We start from the raw sequence: 21836 nt of genomic DNA, 5'->3' as shown, positions 1-21836 counted from the left end.
GCTACGCGAACCAGAGCCCGAGCTCGCGCTCGGCCGACTCCGTCGAGTCGGAGCCGTGCACGAGGTTCTGCTGCACCTTGAGCCCCCAGTCCCGGCCCAGGTCGCCGCGGATCGTGCCGGGCGCAGCCGTCGTGGGATCGGTCGTTCCCGCGAGCGAGCGGAACCCCTCGATCACGCGCTCGCCCTCGGCGCGGATGGCGACGATCGGGCCGGAGCTCATGAACTCGATGAGCGGCTCGTAGAAGGGCTTGCCCTCGTGCTCTGCGTAGTGCGCGGCGAGCAGCTCGCGATCGGCGTGCACGAACCTGATGCCGGCGAGCCGGTACCCCTTCGCCTCGATGCGGCGCAGGATCTCACCGGTCAGACCGCGCATCACGCCATCCGGCTTCACCAGGATCAGGGTTGCTTCTACGGACATGCACGCTCCTTACGTCACACGGAAAATCAACGGGCGCTGTGGCACCCCGATCTCCCAGCTTAGCCGCCCTGCGCGGCCAGCCACTGCGCTCGGTTCCGATCGATCTGCGCGCCCTTGACCATGCAGTAGATCCAGAGCGCGGTGAAGAGCAGCCCGACGATCAGCGCCTGCGGCAGCAGGATGGCGGTGGCCAGCATGAGCGCGTGGACGATCCACCCGATCACGATGCCGACACGGCCGATGCGCACCGTGGCGAGCCCCCCGATGATCAGGACCGCGAGTCCGCCGCCGATGTAGAGGCCGAGTTCGCGCGGCTCGAGCACGCTCAGTCCGAACAGCGTCAGGCCGATCAGTACGACGATGATGAGTTCGAACCCCAGGACCACCGATGCGAGGGCCTTCTGGGTCGACTGCACCCCGCGGCGGGCGCCGGAGATCCGCATCGCCGAGTTGTGCGCCATCGTCTCCGACGGCGACAGCTGCAGCTCGGGCTCGTCATCGCGCTGCGGCGCGGGCGAATCCGGGGTCATGCGATCCCCCATCCCTCGGCGCGGGAGTGGGCGACGGCCTCGCCCGCCAGCAGCACCGATCCCATCACGAGCACGGCGCGCCCCTCGGCGCGCTCGGCCCAGGCCCGCGCCTCGTCGAGGGCCTCGGGCAGCGACTCGGCCACCTCGATCGGAGTGTCGGGTATCGCCTCCTCGGCGATCTCCCGCAGCTCTCCCGCGTCAGTGCTGCGCGTCGAGTCGACAGGCGTCAGCGTGACGCGGTGCGCGATCGGGGCGAGGGCTTCGAGCACCCCGAACGCGTCCTTCTCGGCGAGCACGCCGACGACGAGCGCCAGTTCCTCGAAGCTGAACGAGTCGGTGACGGCGCGCACCAGCGCCTGAGCGCCGTGCGGGTTGTGGGCCGCATCGACGTAGACGACCGGATCGGTGCCGATGAGCTGCAGGCGCCCCGGCGAGGTGAGCTGGGCGAGCCCCACGTCGAGCACCTCCTCGGGAATGGACCGCTCGGAGCCGAAGAACGCCTCGACCGCGGCGATGGCGAGCACGGTGTTCTCCGCCTGATGCCGACCGAAGAGGGGCACGAAGGCGGGGTCGTAGCGCCATCCGCCCAGACCGATCACGTCGACCTGGCGGCCGCCGACGGCGAGGCGGTCCTCCACCAGGCGGAAGTCTCTCCCCTGCACGACGAACCGCGATCCGTTGCGCTCCGCGGCATCCTCGAGCTCCGCGAGCGCGGCCGGATCCTGCTCGGCGGTGACCACCGCGCTGCCCGGCTTGACGATGCCCGCCTTCGTGCGTGCGATCGTCTCGATGTCGGGGCCGAGGATCGCGATGTGGTCGAGGTCGATCGGGGTGAACACCGCGACCCGCGCGTCCACGATGTTCGTGGCGTCCCACTCCCCGCCCATGCCGACCTCGATGACCGCGGCCTCGACGGGTGCGTCGGCGAACGCCGTGAACGCGAGTACGGCGAGGGCCTCGAAGAACGTGATGGGACCCTGCTGCGAGGCCAGCAGCTCGGCGTCGACGACCTCGAGCGGCAACCGCAGTTCGTCCCACGCCGCCGCGAGCACGTCGCCTTCGATGGGGGCGCCGTCGATCTGGAAGCGCTCGGTGAAGTCGACGAGGTGCGGGCTGGTGAACAGTCCGGTGCGCAGCCCGTGCGCGCGCAGGAGCGACTCGATGGCGCGGCTCGTCGAGGTCTTGCCGTTCGTGCCTGCGACCTGGATCACCGGGTAGGACAGCTGCGGCGAACCGGAGAGTTCGGCGAGACGCCGCACGGGTTCGATGCGCGGGCGCGGGTTCGCCTCGCCGACCCGCTCCAGCAGTTCGGCGTAGACCCGCTCGGCTGCAGTGCTCACTTGTCGGCCTCCGTGTTCCAGTGATCGGTGGCATCGATCGTGACGACCATCGGGTCCTTGGCGGATCCGAGTGCCTGTGCGCTCGATATGAAGACGCCGGGACCCGTCTCGGGCAGCTGCTGCAGCATGCCGGCGAACTCGTCGGCCGGCAGCGCCTGCGCCGCGAAGCCGACCGCGAGCGTCTCCGCGGCGATGAGCTCGCGGTGCGTCTCGAGCGCTTCCGCGTGCTCCGGCGCGGCGTTCAGCGCGAGCACGATCCGGTCGCTCACATCGAGACCCGCGTTCTTGCGCGCCTCCTGCACCGCGCGGATCGCGTCGCGCGCGATGCCCTCCGCCTCGAGTTCGGGGGTCGTGTCCGTCGCGAGCAGCACGAAGCCGCCGCCCGGGATCAGTGCGAGCGCGGGCCCCTCCTCGGTTCCATCGCCGACCTTCAGCGTGAGCTCGTACTCCTGCGGCTCGAGCGCGATGCCGCCGGCCACCAGGACGCCGTCCTCCTCGCTCCAGTCGCCGGACTTCGCGGCCTTGATGGCCTGCTGCACCTGCTTGCCGAGCCGCGGACCGGCAGCGCGGGCGTTCACCGCGAGCGTCTGCACGATGCCGTGCTCGTCCGCGCTGGTCTCGGTCTGCTGCACGAGGCGCACCGACTTGACGTTCAGCTCCTCGCGCAGGATGTCGGCGAAGGGCTCGAGCGCCTGCGGACGCGAGGTGACGACGGTGAGCTCCGCGAGCGGGAGCCGCACGCGCAGGCGGCGGGCCTTGCGCAGCGCGAGCGCCTGGGAGGTGATCTGCCGCACCTCGTCCATCGCGGCGACGAGCTCGGGATCCTCGGGGAACTCCGCGGCGTCCGGCCAGTCTTCGAGATGCACCGAGCGGCCGCCGCTGCGCCCCTCCGTGTAGCCGAGGCCGCGCCACAGCTCCTCCGTGACGAGCGGTGCCAGAGGCGCCGCGACGCGGGCCACGGTCTCGAGCACGGTGTACAGCGTGTCGAAGGCCTGCCGGTTCCGCGCCTTCTCGGCCGCGGGCTTGCCGTTGCCCCCCGCGACGCCCTCCCAGAAGCGGTCGCGCGAGCGCCGCACGTACCAGTTGGTGAGCACCTCCGCGTATCCGCGCAGCGCCTCGGCCCCCGAGGTCGTGTCGAGTCCGTCCAGGTGCGCTTCGACGTCGCGGATCAGCTGCCCGGTCTTGGCCAGGATGTACCGGTCGAGCGGGTCCGTCGAGTCGGTGCGCCGCACGGCGTCGAGTCCGTCGGCGTTGGCGTAGAGGCTGAAGAAGTACCAGCTGTTCCACAGCGGCAGGATGAACTGCCGCACGCCCTCGCGAATGCCCTCCTCCGTGACGATGAGGTTGCCGCCGCGCACGACGGGCGAGGCCATGAGGAACCACCGCATCGCGTCCGAGCCGTCGCGATCGAAGACCTCGTTGACGTCGGGATAGTTGCGCAGCGACTTCGACATCTTGTTGCCGTCGCTGCCGAGCACGATGCCGTGGCTGATCACGTTCGTGAATGCGGGACGGTCGAAGAGCGCGGTGGCCAGCACGTGCTGCACGTAGAACCAGCCGCGCGTCTGCCCGATGTACTCGACGATGAAGTCGGCGGGCTGGTGCGTGTCGAACCACTCCTGGTTCTCGAACGGGTAGTGGACCTGGGCGAACGGCATCGAACCGGAGTCGAACCACACGTCCATGACGTCCTCGATGCGGCGCATCGTGGAGCGCCCCGTCGGGTCGTCGGGGTTGGGCCGGGTCAGCTCGTCGATGTAGGGACGGTGCAGGTCGATTTCGCCGGCCTCGTTGCGCGGCAGCTCGCCGAAGTCGGCTTCGAGCTCCGCGACGGAGCCGTAGACGTCGACGCGCGGGTAATCGGGGTCGTCGCTCTTCCAGACGGGGATGGGCGAGCCCCAGTACCGGTTGCGGCTGATCGACCAGTCGCGTGCGCCCTCGAGCCACTTGCCGAACTGTCCGTGCTTCACGTTCTCGGGCACCCAGGTGATCTGCTCGTTGACCTCGAGCATGCGGTCCTTGATCTCGGTGACCCGCACGAACCAGCTCGAGACCGCCTTGTAGATGAGCGGATTGCGGCAGCGCCAGCAGTGCGGGTAGGAGTGCTCGTAGCTCGCCTCGCGCAGCAGGCGGCCCCGCTGCTTGAGCAGGCGGATGAGCGGCCGGTTCGCGTCCGCCCAGAGCTCGCCCGCCACATCGGGCACCGACTTCAGGAAACGACCGCTGTCGTCGACGCTCACGATCACGGGGATGTTCGCGACGGCGCAGATGCGCATGTCGTCCTCGCCGTACGCGGGCGCCTGGTGCACGATGCCGGTGCCGTCGGCGGTCGAGACGTAGCCGTCGACGAGGATCTGCCAGGCGTTCTCCGTGCCCCAGGCCTCCGCGTCGGAGTAGTAGTCGAAGAGCCGCTCGTAGCGCACGCCCGCGAGCTCGGAGCCGAGCACGGTGCGCACGACGGCCTCGCGAGCCGCGTCGGTGGAATCGTACCCGAGTTCCTTGGCGTGGTTCGCGACGAGATCGGCCGCGAGCAGATAGCCCCGCTCCCCCGCGGCGGCTCCGTCCGCACCGCCCGCCGGTCCGGCCGGGACGACGGCGTAGGAGATCCCCGGCCCCACGGCGAGTGCGAGGTTGGTCGGCAGGGTCCACGGCGTCGTCGTCCATGCGAGCGCGCTCACGCCCTCGAGCCCGAGCTCGGTCGCGCGGGATCCGGTCAGCGGGAAGGTGACGGTGACCGACGGGTCCTGGCGCATCTGGTAGACGTCGTCGTCCATGCGGAGCTCGTGATTCGAGAGCGGCGTCTCATCGCGCCAGCAGTACGGCAGGATCCGGGATCCCTCGTAGGCGAGGCCGCGGTCGTAGAGCTGCTTGAACGCCCAGATGACACTCTCCATGTAGCCCAGGTTGAGCGTCTTGTAGTCGTTCTCGAAGTCGACCCACCTGGCCTGGCGGGTGACGTACTCCTCCCACTCGCGGGTGTACTGCAGCACCGATGCCCGGGCCTTCTCGTTGAAGGTCGCGACGCCCATCTCCTCGATCTCGGACTTCTCCGTGATGCCGAGCTGCTTCATCGCCTCGAGCTCGGCCGGGAGCCCGTGGGTGTCCCACCCGAAGCGTCGCTCGACCTTGCGCCCGCGCATGGTCTGGTAGCGGGGGAACACGTCCTTGGCGTAGCCGGTCAGCAGGTGCCCGTAGTGGGGCAGGCCGTTGGCGAAGGGCGGGCCGTCGTTGAAGACCCACTCCTCCGCGCCCTCGCGGCTGCGGATCGACTCGCGGAAGGTGTCGTCCTCCCGCCAGAAGGCGAGGACCCGCTGCTCGATCTCCGGGAACTTCGGTGACGGGCTGACGCCGAACGCCTCGCCCGAGACGTTGGCTCCGGTCGACTGCTGGGGGTAGGGCATGGACTCCTCCGGGGCGGCTGCTTGATCTGACCTGCTGAAACGGCATTCCCGCCGGGACGAGCGCCGGATCCTGCGATCCTTCGCCCGCGGTACCACCCCGCTTGCCGCACCCGCCGTCCTGAACGGCGCGCGCAACCCCTTCGTTCGGCTATGACGGGCCGTACCCGTTCGGTTCTACCGGGCGGGCGACCCCGCCCCGACAGGGGCGCGGATCGACGCCGTTCTTCCGAAGACTCCCCGGTGATGGCCGGATCTCAGTCGATACCCACAGTCTAACGCACGCCTCGCCGCGCGACCGCTGGGAGCGAATGCGCCGCGCCGAGACCCGAGTATAACGTCCGCATAACGATGGACGGAATGTAAAATACCTGATCACAGCAAGGTAAGCGACGGATGTTGCATCACCGCCGCCCCTTCTCGCCTTGCACCCCGCACCAGGACGTTGTTAGCGTCGAGTCAGCGTCGAGTGAGCACCAGTGCCGCTCGTCGTGCCCCTCGGAACAAATTTCGCTGAGCTACAGCGAGTCGAAGGATGGCGCGACGGCAGCTGGCCGGCACACATTCCGCAATACGATATTCGGCCTGTTGGGAGGCCGCAGTTCGAGCGTGCGCGTTTTCCGCGCCGCACAGGCACGTCTATCCGGGCGTGTCCACGACCCGCGGCTTCCCACCGCAGAGGGGTGAACAAGTGAACAGAACAACCGAGCGCTCCGCCCGGGCGATCGATGGCGCGCCGGCAATCGAGGTGAAGCACGCCTACAAAGTATTCGGCCGTCGTCCGAAGGACGTCGTGAAGCGCCTGAAGCAGGGGATCTCCCGCGAGGAGCTCCGCTCCCAGGGCACGGCAGCAGTCATCGATGCCGGCTTCGAGGTGCGCGCCGGCGAGATCTTCGTCGTCATGGGCCTCTCCGGCTCGGGCAAGTCCACGCTCATCCGCATGTTGAACGGACTCAACCCGACCACCGAGGGATCCATCAAGGTGAACGGAAGCGAGGTCGTCGGCCGCAGCGCCGCCGAGCTGCGCGAGCTGCGGCGCGACCACATGTCGATGGTCTTCCAGCACTTCGCGCTGCTCCCCCATCGCTCCGTGCTCGACAACGTCGCCTACGGCCTCGAGCTGCAGGGCGTCTCGACGGCCGAGCGCCAGGAGCGCGCTCGCGGCTGGCTCGAACGCGTGGGCCTCGCAGGCTGGGAGCGCAGCCTCCCCGGCGAGCTGTCGGGCGGCATGCAGCAGCGCGTCGGCATCGCCCGCGCCCTCGCCGCAGACACCGACATCCTGCTCATGGACGAGGCCTTCTCGGCGCTCGACCCGCTGATCCGGCGCGAAATGCAGGAGCAGCTCGTCGAGCTGCAGCAGGAGCTCGGCAAGACCATCGTGTTCATCACGCACGACCTCAACGAGGCCATGTTCCTGGGCGATCGGATCGCCGTGATGCGCGACGGCCGCATCGTGCAGGTGGGCACCCCCAACGACATCCTCACCGACCCCGCCAACGACTACGTGGCCCAGTTCGTGCAGGACGTGGATCGGGCCCGCGTGCTCACGGCGGGCGACGTCATGGAGCCGCCGCGCGCAGTGGTGCCGGCCTCCGCCGGCCCGCGCACCGCGCTGCGCACCATGCGCGACCTGCAGACCTCGGCGTGCTTCGTCACGACGGGCGCCCGCACCCTGCTCGGTGTGGTTCGCGACAAGGACGTGCTGCGGCAGGTGCGCGAGGGCGGCACCGACCTGACGCAGATGCTCCGTCCGACGCCGTCGATCGTGACCCCGGATCAGCACATCGCCGACCTCTTCGAGCTCGCGGTCGAGAGTCCGCTGCCCGTCGCGGTCACCGACGACCAGGATCGCCTCATCGGCGTCGTGCCGCGCGTCACCCTGCTGGCGGCGCTCGCCGATCTGCCCGCCACCACGACCGAGATCCCGGTCATCGAGCCGACGCCCGACGTGCCGGCGGCCACGATCACCCGGACCCTTGCGGAAGACGATCCCGGCGACGCGATCGGATCCGGAATCGATATGCACGAGGAGGCACGCTGATGGACAACCTGCGCATTCCCGTGGGCGAATGGGGCGAGATCGCGTTCGATTGGTTCCGAGACACCTTCGAGTGGCTGATCGACATCATCACGATCGTACTCCGGGCGGTCACCAACGGCCTCGTGGACGGATTGCTGGCGGTGCCGTTCATCGTGCTGATCGCGCTCTTCGCGCTCATCGGATGGACGATCCGTTCCTGGCAGTTCGCGATCGGAACCGTGCTCGCCTTCCTGCTGATCGTGTCGATGGGGTTCTGGGAGAGCGCGATGCAGACGCTCGGTCTGGTGCTCATCGCCACCCTCATCGCGGTAGCCATCGCGGTGCCGCTCGGCATTCTCGCGGCGAAGAACGACAAGTTCAGCGCGGTCATCAAACCGGTGCTCGACTTCATGCAGACCATGCCGGCGTTCGTCTACCTGATCCCCGCGGTGCTGCTGTTCAGCATCGGCTTCGTGCCCGGCATCTTCGCGACCGTGATCTTCGCGCTCCCCCCGGGTGTGCGCTTCACGGAGCTGGGCATTCGAGGAGTCGATTCCGAGACGGTGGAGGCGGGCCAGGCGTTCGGCGCCGCACCCGGCAAGATCCTCCGCGGCATCCAGCTGCCCCTGGCCATGCCGACCATCATGGCCGGCATCAACCAGGTGATCATGCTCTCGCTCTCGATGGCGGTGCTCGCGGGCTTCGTCGGAGCCCGCGGCCTCGGCATGGACGTGGTGTCGGCCGTATCGACCCAGCGGCTCGCGCTCGGAATCGAAGCGGGCCTCAGCGTCGTGATCATCGCCGTGTACCTCGACCGGGTCACGGCGGCGCTCGGCAACCCGAACGATTTCCGAGGATCGCTCTCCGCGCTCGCGAAGAAGCGTCGCAGCGAGCGTCCCGCGACCGCTGTCGCCGCGGCCGCGTAGCCGGCTGCCTGGCCGACAGCGGCGCAGGCTCCTCGAATTCCACCTGAAAGAAGCGATGAAAGGAAACACTATGAAGAAGAAGTTGACAGGATTCCTCGCGCTCGCGGCCGTGTCCGCGCTCACACTGACCGCCTGCTCGAACGGCGGTGACAGCGGCAACGGCGGTGGTGGCGAAGGCGACAAGGGCACCATCACGCTCGGCTACATCGATGGCTGGACCGACGGCCAGAGCATGACCTACCTCGTGGCGAACCAGCTCGAGAAGCTGGACTACGACGTCGATATCCAGCCGCTGACCGACAACGGCCCGATGTACGCCGGCCTCGCGAACGGCGACATCGACATCTGGGCCTCGGCCTGGCCGGAGGTCACCCAGGCCAGCTACTGGGAGGAGTTCGGCGACGATCTCGAGTCGCACAGCGTGTGGTACGACAACGCGGTGCTCACGATCGCCGTGCCGTCGTACTCCTCGATCGACTCGATGGACGATCTCGCCGACAACGCGGATCTGTTCGACGGCGAGATTATCGGCATCGAGCCGGGCGCGGGCCTCACCGAGGTGACCCAGAGCTCCATGATGCCGGCCTACGGACTCGACGACTGGACGCTCGCGACCTCGTCGACGGCGGCCATGCTCACCGTGCTGGGCAACGCCATCGACAAGCAGGAGGAGGTCGTCGTGACCCTCTGGCGCCCGTTCTGGGCGTACAGCTCCTACGACATCAAGGATCTCGAGGATCCCAAGGGCGCCATGGGCGATCCCGAGGGCCTGCACATCATCAGCCCCGCGGGCTTCGGCACCGCGCACCCGGATATCGCCGAGCTCCTCGCGGGCATCCAGCTCAGCGACGAGGCCTACGGTGCGCTCGAGTCGCTGATCACCAGCGACGAGTACGAGGGCGACTCGGAGGGCGCTGTCGAGCGGTGGCTCTCGGAGAACCCCGACGCCTTCTCCACCGTCATCGCGGACTAACGAGCCGGTCCGGAACCCGTCGGGAGCTCCCCGACGGGTTCCACCCCGGTCGCCGATCGCGTCGCGGCCTGGCGGCGCGGCATCACGATCGAATAGACTCGTCACGTGCATTTCTACTTCTTCATCTAAGAGCGGTCTCCGCCAAGAGACCAGCTCCACGCACCGCTGCCGTGCGGCGATCCGCCGCACCCGGTGCCAGATGAAGAGAGAACTTTCACATGCACCACGCATCATCGATGCGTCCGCGCGCCCAGATCACCGCGCGCGACCTCACGATCGAACGGGGCGGCAGCCCCGTGATCCGCGGCCTGAATCTCACCGTGCGCGAGGGATCGCGCATCGCAGTCGTCGGCGAGAACGGCCGCGGCAAGTCGACGCTGCTCGCCGCCCTGGCCGGTCTGCTGCGCCCCTCCGCGGGCTCGGTGACCGCGCACGGCCGCATCGGCGTCGCCGAGCAGGAGATGCCCGCGGACGACGGCCGCACGATCGGCGAGGCCGTCGCGTTCGCGATCCGCGACTCGCTCGACGCCCTCGCGGCCCTCGACGCGGCATCGGCCTCGCTGGCCGCCGCGGGATCCGAGCGAGAGACCTCGCGTGCCGCCGACGCGTATGCGGCCGCGCTCGATCTCGCGACCCGGCTCGACGCCTGGGATGCCGAGCGGCGGGTCACCGTGGCCCTCGAGGCGCTCGGCGCGGAGACCGACCGCGGCCGACCGCTGCGCGAACTCTCCGTCGGTCAGCGCTACCGGGTGCGCCTGGCCTGCCTGCTCGGGGGCGACGCCGAGCTGCTGCTGCTCGACGAGCCGACCAACCACCTCGACGCGTCCTCGCTCGACTTCCTCACGGAGAGCCTGCGCGGTCGCCGCGGCGGGTTCGTCGTGGTCAGCCACGACCGGCAGCTGCTGCGCGACGCGGCGACGACCTTTCTCGACCTCGACCCCAGCATCGACGGTCTTCCCCGGGTGTACGGCGGCGGATACGGCGGGTGGATCGCGGGAAAGGCCGCGGATCGCGCCCGCTGGGAGCAGGCCTACGCCGAGCAGCGCGACGCCGAGGCACGGCTGCGCGACGACCTGGCGGCGGCGCAGCAGCGACTGATGAGCGGGTGGAAGCCGCCCAAGGGCACGGGCAAGCACCAGCGGGCGACGCGGGCGCCGGGCATCGTGCAGAGCGTGAGGCGCCGCCAGGCCGACCTCGAGGCGCACGCACTCGACGTGCCGGAGCCCCCGCTGCGCCTCGCGGCTCCCGAGTATCCCGTGACCGTGCGGGGCACCCTGCTCACCGCAGACCGGGTCTCGCTCGAGCCGCGCCTGCGCACGCCCGTCAGCTGCGCGCTGCGCGCGGGTGACCGACTGCTGGTGCGCGGCCCGAACGGCGCGGGCAAGTCCACGCTGCTCGGGATCCTCGCCGGCGAGCTGGATCCCGCAGCCGGACGGGTGCTGCGGCGGGAGGGCGCCGGGATCGAGATGCTGGCACAGGAGTCCGGGCTGCCGGAAGCCGGCCCGCTCTCGGCCGGAAGCCTGTACCGTCGACGAGCCGATGCGCTCGTCGCCCGCGGGGCGCTGCCGCAGTCCCGCGTCGTCCCGCTCGGGTCTCTCGGCCTGCTCGGCGCCTCGGAGCGGAAGAAGCCGGTCGGCGAGCTCTCGATCGGGCAGCGGCGGCGGCTCGCTCTCGCCCTCAGGCTCCTGGCGCAGCCGGACGTGCTGATCCTCGACGAGCCCACCAACCACCTCTCGATCGCGCTGATCGATGAGCTCACGGAGGCGCTCACCCGCTCCCCCGCGGCGGTCGTCGTGTCGACGCACGACCGGGGGATGCTGCGCGACCTCTCCGATTGGGAGTCCGTCGATCTCTGATCCCCCGGGCAACCGGGTGAGCCGCCCGGGAGAACCGGGCGGCTCACCCGGAACCCTCCGGCTCACCCGACCGCGCACGACCGGCTCAGGGCAGCACCGCGACCGCCTCGATCTCGATCAGGAGATCGGGTTCCCCCAGGGATGCGACGCCGAGCAGCGTGATGGGTCGCACGAAGTCGAAGCCCAGGCGCTGCGCGGCGCGCACGGCCCCCTCGCCGAGCTGCGCCACCTTCTCGGGCGCCCAGTCCACGACGTAGACGGTCAGCTTGGCGATGTCGGCGAACGTTCCCCCGGCCGCCGTGACCGCGGCGTGCAGGTTGGCGTACACCTGCTCGGTCTGCGCCGCCAGATCGCCCGGACCCACGGGGTTGCCGTCTGCGTCGCGCGCCACCTGACCGGAGATGAACACCAGTCTGGATCCCTCGGCCACCGACAGCTGGGAGTAGAACTCGGGCTGTGGGAGCGTCGGCGGGTTGAGCAGTTGGATCGACATGGCGGCCTCCTCGGGGTCGGCGGTGCGATTATTCGATAACACTGCTATTAAATAACATCGCTATAGAATGGTCAAGTGGTCCGTCCCTCCCGCCCCGAAATCCGCCGGCTGCTCATCGAGCGAGCCGCGGGCATGCTCGCGCGCCGCGAGACAGTCACCCTGCGCCGCCTCGTCGCGGGAACGGACGTCTCGACGATGGCGGTCTACACCTACTTCGACGGGATGCCGGGGCTGCTCGGGGCCGTGCGCCAGGAGGGGTTCAGCCGACTGGCGGCCCGCCTGTCCGAGCTCTCCGCGACGTCCGATCCCGTGGCCGACCTGGCGGCGGCCGGCGCCGTCTACACCGCCTCGGCGAGGGACAATCCCGAGCTGTACGCGCTGATGTTCGACGGGTCCCTGCCGCTGCCCGACGGGCAGGCCGCTGATGCGACCATGCGGCACCTCATCGACGCCGTGCAGCGGGCCGCGGAAGCCGGGCGCCTGGACCCCGGCCTCGACGCCGTGGAGTTCGCCAACGAGGTGTGGATGCTCGGCCACGGGGCGTGCATGCTCTTCGCGACCGCGGTGCTGCCCTTCGAGCGGGTCGAGCCCGTAGTGACCTCGGCCCTGACCCGCCTCTACCGGGCAGCGGGCGACGATCCGGAGGCCGCCGAGCGCTCCCTGGAGAGCGGCTGGGCGCGCGGCCTCCGCGCCGGGGCGAAGACGCGATAGCGGGACCGGGGCGATAGACTGTTCGGGTTGACCATCAGGCACCAGAGCCGAGCAGGCTCGCCCACGCGGTGCCGTCCATAGCGAAAACGGAGCCCCCTTATGAGCGCGATCCCCGAGAAGCCGGCCCTCGAAGGCCTCGAAGCGAAGTGGGGAGCGATCTGGGAGGAGCAGGGGACCTACGCCTTCCCGCGCGAGGGAGCGACCGCCGACGATGTGTACAGCATCGACACCCCGCCGCCCACGGCATCGGGATCGCTGCACGTGGGTCACGTGTTCTCCTACACGCACACCGACACCGTGGCCCGCTATCAGCGCATGCGCGGCAAGCGCGTCTTCTACCCGATGGGCTGGGACGATAACGGACTGCCCACCGAGCGCCGGGTGCAGAACTACTACGGCGTGCGCTGCGATCCCTCGCTCCCCTACGTCGAGGGCTTCGCGCCTCCGCACGAGGGCGGTGACGGCAAGAGCATCAAGGCCGCCGACCAGCAGCCCATCTCCCGCCGCAACTTCATCGAGTTGTGCGAACGACTGACGGTCGAGGACGAGAAGCAGTTCGAGGACCTGTGGCGCACGCTCGGCCTGTCGGTCGACTGGAAGCAGACCTACCGCACGATCGGCGGGGAGTCGCTGCGCGCATCGCAGCTCGCTTTCATCCGCAACGTGGAGCGCGGCGAGGCCTACCAGGCGCAGGCCCCCACGCTCTGGGACGTGACGTTCCGCACCGCGGTGGCCCAGGCGGAGCTCGAGGATCGCGAGCAGCCCAGCGCGTACCACACCCTCGCCTTCCACAAGAGCGACGGCTCGGGCGACATCCTCATCGACACGACCCGCCCCGAGCTGCTCGCGGCCTGCGTGGCGCTCGTGGCGCACCCCGACGACGAGCGCTATCAGCCGCTCTTCGGCAGTACCGTGCGCACCCCGCTCTTCGACGTGGAGGTGCCCATCGTGGCGCACCACCTCGCGCAGCAGGACAAGGGCACCGGTATCGCGATGATCTGCACCTTCGGCGACGTCACCGACGTGATCTGGTGGCGCGAGCTCGACCTGCCGAACCGCGCGATCCTCGGCTTCGACGGCCGGGTGCTCGCCGAGGCTCCTGAGGCGATCACGAGCGGACCGGGCCGGGAGGCCTACGCGCAGATCGCCGGGAAGACCGTGTTCAGCGCGAAGCAGACGATGGTCGAGCTGCTGCAGGCGTCGGGCGAGTTGACCGGCGAGATCCGCAAGATCACCCACCCCGTCAAGTTCTTCGAGAAGGGCGACCGTCCCCTCGAGATCGTGTCGACGCGGCAGTGGTACGTGAAGAACGGCGCCCGCGACGAGGCGCTCCGCGAGCGGCTGCTCGCGCACGGCCGCGAGCTCGACTGGCACCCCGATTTCATGCGGGTGCGCTACGAGAACTGGGTCGAGGGGCTCTCCGGCGACTGGCTCATCTCGCGCCAACGGTTCTTCGGCGTGCCCATCCCGGTCTGGTACCCGCTCGACGCCGAGGGCAACCCGGTGTTCGAGCAGCCGATCCTGCCCACCGAGGATCAGCTGCCCGTCGACCCGTCGAGCCACGTGCCCGCGGGATACAGCGAGGACCAGCGCGGCGTGCCCGGCGGATTCCAGGGTGAGGTCGACGTGATGGACACCTGGGCGACCTCGTCGCTCACCCCGCAGCTCGCGGGCGGCTGGGAGCGCGATCCCGAGCTCTTCGATCTCGTCTACCCCTACAGCCTGCGCCCCCAGGGACAGGACATCATCCGCACCTGGCTGTTCTCGACGCTGCTGCGCTCCGAGCTCGAGGCCGGGCAGCTCCCGTGGAAGAACGCGGGCATCTCGGGCTGGATCCTCGATCCCGACCGCAAGAAGATGTCGAAGTCGAAGGGCAACGTCGTCACCCCGGCCGGTCTGCTCGAGCAGCACGGCTCCGACGCGGTGCGCTACTGGGCGGCCTCGGCCAAGCTCGGCACCGACGCGGCCTTCGACCCGCAGAACCCGACGCAGATCAAGATCGGCCGTCGCCTCGCCATCAAGCTGCTCAACGCCGCCAAGTTCACGCTCGGTTTCGACTCCAGCGGCGCCGGCACCGTCTCCGAGCCGCTCGACCGCTCGATGCTCGCCGGTCTCGCGAGGGTCGTCGAGGACGCCACGCGCGCCTTCGAGACCTACGATCACCAGCGCGCGCTCGAACTCACCGAGTCGTTCTTCTGGACGTTCTGCGACGACTACCTCGAGCTCGTGAAGGAGCGCGCCCACGGCTCCGTCGCGGGCGGCGGCGAGGGGCAGCCGCAGGCCTCGGCCGTGACCGCGCTGCGCGCCGCGCTCTCGGCCTTCGTGCGCCTGCTGGCCCCGTTCCTGCCCTACGCGACCGAGGAGGTGTGGTCGTGGTTCGGCGAGGGATCGGTGCACCGCGCCGCCTGGCCCGTCGCGTCGGAGTTCTCGGAGCTCGCCGGGCCCGAGGCCGACGAGGGCCTGCTGAGCCTGGTGGGCGGCGCGCTCATCGGCGTACGCGGTGCGAAGACGGCGGCGAAGGCCTCGCAGCGCACTCCGGTCGAGCTGGCCGTGGTGCACGCGCCGGCCGCGGTACGCGATCGACTCGCCCTCGCGGCGGACGACCTCGCGGCCGTGGGCCGCATCGCGGAGCTGCGCGTCGACGCAGCCGACGTCGACGCGGTGACGGTCGCCGAGATCCGTCTCGAGCAGGCGGAGGCGTAGTCGTGCAGCTGGGGGCGCGCTGGGCGGCGGGGGCATCCCCGCACCGCGGTGTGCCCCCCGAGCTGCACGCGGCGATCGCCGAGCAGGAGGCCGCTCATCCCGAGGCCGACTCGTGGACCCTCACCTGGCTGGAGGGGCGACCCCGGTGCCTGCTGGGAGGTGCGGGCCTCGAGCCGGTCGCACTCGTGACCGCGGATGGCACGGGTAGTGTGGTGGTCGAGAGCGTCGCGGCGAACCACGAGGACGACGAAGACGACTGGTTGAACTGACGGTCGCGACATCGAGGGGGAACGACATGGTGCACCGGATCCGGTTCGACGGGCGAACCGCACGACGAGCCGGCATCGGCGCGGCGCTCGTGCTGGGATGCGCCCTCGGCGCGTCGGGCTGCGCCCCCGAGGCCGACGGCGCGGGCTCCGGGACGTCGACCCCGACCACGCAGAACGGATCCGCGAGCTCGGCCGGAGCCCAGTCGGACAGCACGGCCGACGCGGGCGGCTCGACGGGCACGGAGGGCGGGGCGGGGGCCTCGACCTCGGCCGAGGGAAAGCCCCGCGCCGCGAGCGACGGGCAGGGCGAGGAGAGCTGGCCCGAGCGCGAACCGGAGGGCGGCACCCCCAAGCACACCGAGATTCCCGCATCCTTCCCGAGCGGCGACTTCGTCACCGGTTCGGGTGCCGTGGTCGATGACGTCGGCGAGCGTTCCTCGGGCAGCTGGTTCCTGGTGCTGCGCGCCGCGGATGCGCGCGCGGCCGATGCGCAGTGGCAGACGGTGATCCGTTCGAGCGACTTCACCGTTGCGGACTCGGCGGCGACCCCCGAGGGCGGGGTGTCGGCGAGGCTGAGCAACCAGCGCCTCGTCGTCGACGCGCTGACGCTCCCGCAGGCCGACGGCAGCGTGCTGCTCAGCTACGACATCGAGCGAAACAGTTAGCCGACCTTCGCTATTGTCTCGAGATCGTATTCGACTCCATCGATCGCGGTTTCCCAGAACTCATAACTCACCGTGATATCGGGTGAGACTTCTGCCTTCAACGCACTGAATATCTCAGATCCCGATCGGTACTGCTGACGGCAGCGCTCGATGCTCGACCAGCCTTGCTCTGGGTCGTAGTGGGTCTGGAAAATATCGTTCCACGCATTGATTCGGTGGAACAGTTCGTCGGATATCAAGTTGGCATCGAAGTCCAAGGCCTCATCATCGCTGTCGTAGCACCACAGAGGGAAAGCCCCGTAGTCCGAAGCGAAGGTGATAGATGTGACCCGAGAGGCGGGTGACTCGCTCATCGTGCGCAGCTTCCCGGGTAGGCGGTGATGATCGTCTTGTGGTTCTTGGAGAGAACCACCGCAGCGTTCCAGGTGCGCTGATCCACAATTTTCCCCTTCTTGATGTGTGTCTGCGTAACTTTGGACTGGTAGCAAAGCTTGCTACCTTTCTGCACGTACACGTTCAGAGGAGCTTTGAGTATAGCCTTCACGGACCTCTTCATGAAGAGGTCCCAGTTGGCTTCGCTCTCGTTCTTCTTCCAGTTCAGCTTTTTAAACCAGTCCTTCTTGTGCCGATGGTCGATGTGCCGATAGCCGGATCCCGTCTTTGTGCCACAAAGAAGTTTCACCTTGCCTGTAAACGTGCCATGGGCTTTTACCTTATAGGTGGCGAGTTTCCACTTGGAGTTCCCCCAAACCATGCATTGCATGTGGCTTTCGGTACTGAGATAGGGAGCGACGAACGAGGGCTTTCGGGCTTCCGTTCGGGAAACACCGATGATTTCGCTTCCAATGGAAGTCACCACTCGGCTGTCCGACGGAGACGAGGCCTGGGAAACCAGTGCCTCCGGCCTGCTCGCGGGCGACAACAAGAACGTTGCGGCTAGTGAGATCGCCAAGAAAGAGGAGAGCTTCAAATGCGTTCCTTGAGTCTATGTTTAGCTATTCCAAACAGACTTCATCGCAAATCACTACAACTCTGACCCAGCCCACCTACGCGCTCTCGCGTTCTCCGCGGCGGGACTCCAGCACGAGCGGGGTGGACTCCCCCAGCACCGACTCGCGGGTGACGACGACCTTCGCGACGTCGCCGGCCGACGGCACCTCGAACATGACCGGACCGAGCAGGTTCTCGAGGATCGCGCGCAGACCGCGCGCACCCGTCTTACGGGCGACCGCCTGCTCGGCGATCGCCTCGAGCGCGGCCGGTTCGAACTCGAGGCCGACGCCGTCGAGTTCGAACATGCGCTGGTACTGCTTGACAAGAGCGTTCTTCGGCTCGGTCAGGATGCGTGTCAGAGCCTCGACATCGAGCGGGTCGACCGTCGCGACCACGGGAAGCCTGCCGATGAACTCGGGAATCAGGCCGAACTTGTGCAGATCCTCGGGTTGCACGTGGGCGAAGAGCTCCTCGTCGTTGCGCTTGCTCGCGACCGGGGATCCGAAGCCGATCCCGCCCTTGCCGAGGCGGGATCCGACGATCTCCTCGAGGCCCGCGAAGGCGCCCGCGACGATGAAGAGGACGTTCGTGGTGTCGAGCTGGATGAACTCCTGGTTCGGGTGCTTGCGGCCGCCCTGGGGCGGGATCGACGCCACGGTGCCCTCGAGGATCTTGAGCAGCGCCTGCTGCACACCCTCACCCGAGACGTCTCTGGTGATCGAGGGATTCTCGGCCTTGCGGGAGATCTTGTCGATCTCGTCGATGTAGATGATGCCGGTCTCGGCCCGCTGCACGTCGAAGTCGGCGGCCTGCAGCAGCTTGAGCAGGATGTTCTCGACGTCCTCGCCGACATAGCCCGCCTCGGTCAGCGCCGTGGCGTCGGCGACCGCGAAGGGCACGCCGAGCTGGCGGGCGAGCGACTGCGCGAGATAGGTCTTGCCGCAGCCGGTGGGACCGATGAGCAGGATGTTGGACTTCGCGATCTCCACCTGCTCGGAGGCGACGTCGGCGCTCGTGAGGGCCGACGCGGCGCGCACGCGCTTGTAGTGGTTGTACACGGCCACCGCGAGCGACTGCTTGGCGCGGTCCTGGCCGATCACGTACTGGTCGAGGAAGTCCGCGATCTCGCGCGGCTTGTGCAGGGTGAAGTCCGACGACTCGCTGGTCTGATGCTCGGACAGGCGCTCCTCGATGATCTCGTTGCAGAGCGCCACGCACTCATCGCAGATGTAGATCTGAGGGCCGGCGATGAGCTGCTGCACCTGCTTCTGCGACTTCCCGCAGAAGGAGCACTTGAGCAGCTCGCTGCTTTCGCCGATCTTCGCCATGCGCAGGCTCCTTCACACTCGTATGGGGTACGACTCTTTACGAGACTAGCGGGCGCCACTGACAATCATCGGCGGCACGCCGCGGGCCCCGACGGCGTACCGTCGAGGCCCGATGCACTACTGCGGCAGCACCGGCTGGGGGTTCTTGCGGCTCGTCAGTACCTGGTCGACCAGGCCGTATTCGAGCGCCTCCTGCGCGCTGAGGATCTTGTCGCGATCGATGTCGCGATTCACCTCTTCCACCGTGCGCTTCGAGTGCTTCGACAGCGTCTCCTCGAGCCACTCGCGCATGCGCAGGATCTCGCGGGCCTGGATCTCGATGTCGGAGGCCTGCCCGTGTCCGGCCTGCCCCGTCGAGGGCTGGTGGATCAGCACGCGGGCGTTGGGAAGCGCGAGTCGCTTGCCCGGGGTGCCCCCGGCGAGCAGCACGGCCGCGGCGGACGCCGCCTGCCCCAGGCACACCGTCTGCACGTGCGGACGGATGTACTGCATCGTGTCGTAGATCGCCGTCATCGCGGTGAAGGAACCGCCGGGCGAGTTGATGTACATGGTGATGTCGCGCTCGGGGTCCTGGCTCTCGAGCACCAGCAGCTGGGCCATCACGTCGTCGGCGGAGGCGTCGTCCACCTGCACGCCGAGGAAGATGATGCGATCCTCGAAGAGCTTCGCGTAGGGGTCCTGGCGCTTGTAACCGTACGCGGTGCGCTCCTCGAACGAGGGGAGCACGTAGCGGGCGCTGGGCATTGCAATGTTCATAGGAACTCGATCCACTCTCTCTCGTGCCTACTTGCTCGTACCGCCGCCGCCGACCACGTCGGTCGCGGAATCGCGGATGAAGTCGACGAAGCCGTACTCGAGCGCCTCCTCGGCCGAGAACCACCGGTCGCGGTCGCCGTCCTCGTTGATCTGCTCTACGGTCTTGCCCGTCTGCGCGGCGGTGATCTGCGCGAGCCGGTTCTTCATCGAGACGATGAGCTCGGCCTGCGTCTGGATGTCGCTCGCGGTGCCGCCGAACCCGCCGTGCGGCTGGTGCAGCAGCACACGCGCGTTCGGGGTGATGTAGCGCTTCCCCTTGGTCCCCGCGGTGAGCAGGAACTGCCCCATCGAGGCGGCCATGCCGATGCCGACCGTGACGATGTCGTTGGGCACGAACGACATCGTGTCGTAGATGGCCATGCCCGCGGTGATCGAGCCACCGGGAGAGTTGATGTAGAGGTAGATATCGGCTTCGGGATCCTCGGCTGCGAGCAGCAGGATCTTCGCGCAGATCTCGTTCGCGTTCTCGTCGCGCACCTCGGAACCGAGCCAGATGATCCGGTCCTTCAGCAGGCGATCGAACACGCTGTTCGGTGGCGTCTGTTCTGCCATTCGGCGCTCCATTCGTTGTTGCTTGATTCGAGGGTATCGACTCGCCGGTCACGAAACCGCCGTGTTCGCCCACGGCGTTGCAGAGGCGCGGGTGCAGGACTCGGGGCGCAGAAGCTCGAACCGCAGGAGCTCGAGGTGCGGACAGCAGGATCCCCCTGCCCCGATCGAATCGGGTGCAGGGGGATCCTCGCGTGCGGGAGATCCCGCGCGTGCTGCCGGCTGCGCGACTACTCGGCGGCGGCCTCCGCCTCGGCCTTCTTGGCGGCGCGGGTGGCAGCGGCCTTCTTCGCGGCTGCGGAGCGGGCGGCCTTCTTCGCAGCCTCCGCGTCCTCGGCGGGAGCCTCTGCCGCATCTGCAGCCTCGGCCTCCTCGACGATCTCCTCGGCTTCCTCGACGACCTCTGCCTCGGCCTCGTCCTCGCTGTCGACCGCGGTGAACTCGCTCAGATCGACCGCGTTGCCGTCCTGGTCGACGACCTCGGCCTTGGCGAGCGCGATCGCGAGCGCCTTGTTGCGGGTGACCTCGCCCAGGATGACGCCCATCTGGTTGCCCTGGCTGATCGCCTGGAGGAACTGGGTGGGCTCCATGCCGTACTGCTGCGCGGACTGGAAGATGTACTGCGAGAGCTCGTTTTGCGTCGGGGTGACACCCTCGGCCTCGACGATCGCGTCGAGCAGCAGCTGCAGCTGGATCTGCTGCTCGGCCGACTTGCGCACCTCGGCGCGGTGCTCGTCGTCCTCGAGGCGTCCCTCGCCCTCGAGGTGGCGGTGCACCTCTTCCTCGACGAGCTCCTCGGAGACCGGGATGCCGGCCTTCTCGATGAGGGTCTCGGTGAAGAGGTCGCGGGCCTGCTGCCCCTGGGCGAAGACCGAGGCGCGGCCGACCTGATCCTTGAGGCTCTCGCGCAGCTCGGCGATGGTGTCGAACTCGCTGGCGAGCTGGGCGAACTCGTCGTCGGCCTCGGGAAGCTCGCGCTCCTTGACCGCGGTGAGGGTCACCTCGACCTCTGCGTCCTGGCCCTCGTACTCGCCGCCGAGCAGCTGCGAGGCGAAGGTGGTCGACTCACCGGCGGTGAGGGTCTCGATCGCCTCGTCGGTGCCCTCGAGCAGGTTGCCGGCGCCGATCTCGTACGAGACGCCGCTGGCCTGATCCACCTCTGTGCCGTCGATCTTGGCGGAGAGGTCGAGCTCGACGAAATCGCCCTTCGCGGCGGGGCGCTCGACGGTCACCAGGGTGCCGAAGCGCTCGCGCAGCTTGGTGAGCTCGGCCTCGACGGCCTCCTCATCGACCTCGGCGTTGTCGACGGTGAGCTTGAGACCGTCGTATGCGGGAAGCTCGAACTCGGGGCGCACCTCGACCTCGAAGGCGAGAACGAGCGCGCTCTTCGGATCCTTGGCGTCGGGCCACTGCTCGACATCGGCGGTGGGGCGACCCATCGGACGCTCCTCGGCCTCTTCGAGCGCGGACTGGTAGAAGTCGTCGAGCGAGGCGTTGACGGCCTCCTGGATGACGGCCTCGCGACCGATGCGCTGGTCGATGATCGGAGCCGGAACCTTGCCCTTGCGGAAGCCGGGGATCGAGACCTGCTCGGCGATCGTCTGGTACGCCTGCTTGAGGTAGGGCTCCAGTTCGTCGAGCGTGACCTCGACGCTCAGCTTGGCGCGGGTCGGAGTGAGCTTCTCAGCGGTCGTCTTGGGCATTTGGCCTCTCATCGTCGGAGTGTCGTGCTGCGTATCGGACCGGATGGTCCTGGTCGGGGCGACAGGATTCGAACCTGCGACCTCCCGCTCCCAAAGCGGGCGCTCTAGCCAAGCTGAGCTACGCCCCGGAACCCGCAGGTTTCGC

The 21836-nt window shown here is 68.6% G+C and carries 19 protein-coding genes and 1 tRNA gene; 8 read left to right on the top strand and 12 right to left on the bottom strand.

Going from position 1 to position 21836, the window contains the following annotated elements; genetic code table 11:
- Position 1 precedes the first annotated feature (1 nt).
- From ndk to ileS, 4 genes are read right to left on the bottom strand one after another with little or no spacing between them, the layout of a single operon-like run.
- Complete coding sequence (gene ndk / locus AMS65_RS10275) at positions 2-418, bottom strand: nucleoside-diphosphate kinase (protein ID WP_053384038.1); 417 nt, start codon at positions 416-418, stop codon at positions 2-4.
- Positions 419-477: 59 nt separating this feature from the next.
- Positions 478-948 carry a DUF4233 domain-containing protein gene (locus tag AMS65_RS10270; protein WP_241489410.1) on the bottom strand — a complete coding sequence of 157 codons (471 nt, stop codon included), beginning with the start codon at positions 946-948 and terminating at the stop codon, positions 478-480.
- Positions 945-2288, bottom strand: a complete 1344-nt coding sequence (locus AMS65_RS10265) for a bifunctional folylpolyglutamate synthase/dihydrofolate synthase (protein ID WP_053384036.1) — start codon at positions 2286-2288, stop codon at positions 945-947. Before AMS65_RS10265 ends, AMS65_RS10270 begins: the two co-directional genes overlap by 4 nt.
- Complete coding sequence (ileS, locus tag AMS65_RS10260; protein WP_053384035.1) at positions 2285-5689, bottom strand: isoleucine--tRNA ligase; 3405 nt, start codon at positions 5687-5689, stop codon at positions 2285-2287. The genes AMS65_RS10265 and ileS overlap by 4 nt, the downstream gene beginning before the upstream one ends.
- Before the next feature lie 688 nt (positions 5690-6377).
- Between ileS and AMS65_RS10255 the strand changes: the two genes are divergently transcribed.
- From AMS65_RS10255 to AMS65_RS10240, 4 genes are all read left to right on the top strand, one after another.
- Positions 6378-7727 (top strand): quaternary amine ABC transporter ATP-binding protein, encoded by a 1350-nt coding sequence (locus AMS65_RS10255; RefSeq protein WP_053384034.1) that lies wholly within the window; start codon positions 6378-6380, stop codon positions 7725-7727.
- Positions 7727-8632: an ABC transporter permease gene (locus AMS65_RS10250; RefSeq protein WP_053384033.1), complete on the top strand. Its 906-nt coding sequence runs from the start codon at positions 7727-7729 to the stop codon at positions 8630-8632. Before AMS65_RS10255 ends, AMS65_RS10250 begins: the two co-directional genes overlap by 1 nt.
- Before the next feature lie 70 nt (positions 8633-8702).
- On the top strand, positions 8703-9605 hold the full coding sequence (locus AMS65_RS10245; RefSeq protein ID WP_053384032.1) for a glycine betaine ABC transporter substrate-binding protein: 903 nt from the start codon (positions 8703-8705) through the stop codon (positions 9603-9605).
- 236 nt (positions 9606-9841) lie between these two features.
- On the top strand, positions 9842-11461 hold the full coding sequence (locus AMS65_RS10240; RefSeq protein ID WP_083451619.1) for an ATP-binding cassette domain-containing protein: 1620 nt from the start codon (positions 9842-9844) through the stop codon (positions 11459-11461).
- 85 nt (positions 11462-11546) lie between these two features.
- Here AMS65_RS10240 and AMS65_RS10235 read toward each other — a convergent pair whose 3' ends face one another.
- Positions 11547-11954: a RidA family protein gene (locus AMS65_RS10235; RefSeq protein ID WP_053384030.1), complete on the bottom strand. Its 408-nt coding sequence runs from the start codon at positions 11952-11954 to the stop codon at positions 11547-11549.
- A gap of 75 nt (positions 11955-12029) precedes the next feature.
- On the opposite strand from AMS65_RS10235, the gene AMS65_RS10230 reads away from it, so the two are divergent.
- From AMS65_RS10230 to AMS65_RS10215, 4 genes are all read left to right on the top strand, one after another.
- The gene (locus AMS65_RS10230) at positions 12030-12665 is read left to right on the top strand and encodes a TetR/AcrR family transcriptional regulator (RefSeq protein WP_053384029.1); all 636 of its coding nucleotides are present in this window, start codon (positions 12030-12032) and stop codon (positions 12663-12665) included.
- A gap of 99 nt (positions 12666-12764) precedes the next feature.
- Positions 12765-15368: a valine--tRNA ligase gene (gene valS / locus AMS65_RS10225; RefSeq protein ID WP_053384028.1), complete on the top strand. Its 2604-nt coding sequence runs from the start codon at positions 12765-12767 to the stop codon at positions 15366-15368.
- A gap of 2 nt (positions 15369-15370) precedes the next feature.
- The gene (locus AMS65_RS10220; RefSeq protein WP_053384027.1) at positions 15371-15637 is read left to right on the top strand and encodes a hypothetical protein; all 267 of its coding nucleotides are present in this window, start codon (positions 15371-15373) and stop codon (positions 15635-15637) included.
- A 26-nt stretch (positions 15638-15663) separates the two neighbouring features.
- A complete protein-coding gene (locus AMS65_RS10215) occupies positions 15664-16302 on the top strand; it encodes a hypothetical protein (RefSeq protein ID WP_053384026.1) in 639 nt (212 codons plus the stop codon).
- Here AMS65_RS10215 and AMS65_RS10210 read toward each other — a convergent pair.
- From AMS65_RS10210 to AMS65_RS10185, 7 genes are all read right to left on the bottom strand, one after another.
- Positions 16299-16655 carry a hypothetical protein gene (locus AMS65_RS10210; protein WP_053384025.1) on the bottom strand — a complete coding sequence of 119 codons (357 nt, stop codon included), beginning with the start codon at positions 16653-16655 and terminating at the stop codon, positions 16299-16301. The genes AMS65_RS10215 and AMS65_RS10210 overlap by 4 nt on opposite strands.
- The gene (locus AMS65_RS19435) at positions 16652-17272 is read right to left on the bottom strand and encodes a hypothetical protein (RefSeq protein ID WP_157502201.1); all 621 of its coding nucleotides are present in this window, start codon (positions 17270-17272) and stop codon (positions 16652-16654) included. The genes AMS65_RS10210 and AMS65_RS19435 overlap by 4 nt, the downstream gene beginning before the upstream one ends.
- Before the next feature lie 76 nt (positions 17273-17348).
- Positions 17349-18623: an ATP-dependent Clp protease ATP-binding subunit ClpX gene (gene clpX, locus AMS65_RS10205; RefSeq protein WP_053384024.1), complete on the bottom strand. Its 1275-nt coding sequence runs from the start codon at positions 18621-18623 to the stop codon at positions 17349-17351.
- A gap of 117 nt (positions 18624-18740) precedes the next feature.
- Positions 18741-19379, bottom strand: a complete 639-nt coding sequence (locus tag AMS65_RS10200; RefSeq protein WP_053384023.1) for an ATP-dependent Clp protease proteolytic subunit — start codon at positions 19377-19379, stop codon at positions 18741-18743.
- A 27-nt stretch (positions 19380-19406) separates the two neighbouring features.
- The gene (locus AMS65_RS10195; RefSeq protein ID WP_075200940.1) at positions 19407-20003 is read right to left on the bottom strand and encodes an ATP-dependent Clp protease proteolytic subunit; all 597 of its coding nucleotides are present in this window, start codon (positions 20001-20003) and stop codon (positions 19407-19409) included.
- A gap of 215 nt (positions 20004-20218) precedes the next feature.
- Positions 20219-21691: a trigger factor gene (tig, locus tag AMS65_RS10190; RefSeq protein WP_053384021.1), complete on the bottom strand. Its 1473-nt coding sequence runs from the start codon at positions 21689-21691 to the stop codon at positions 20219-20221.
- 50 nt (positions 21692-21741) lie between these two features.
- Positions 21742-21819: transfer RNA gene (locus AMS65_RS10185), tRNA-Pro, on the bottom strand.
- Positions 21820-21836 lie beyond the last annotated feature (17 nt).

This window comes from Leucobacter celer subsp. astrifaciens (assembly GCF_001273835.1).
GTDB classification, from domain to species: Bacteria; Actinomycetota; Actinomycetes; order Actinomycetales; family Microbacteriaceae; genus Leucobacter; species Leucobacter celer.
Note: the sequence above shows the minus strand (reverse complement) of the source record. Positions and strands in the feature narration are given on the sequence as shown.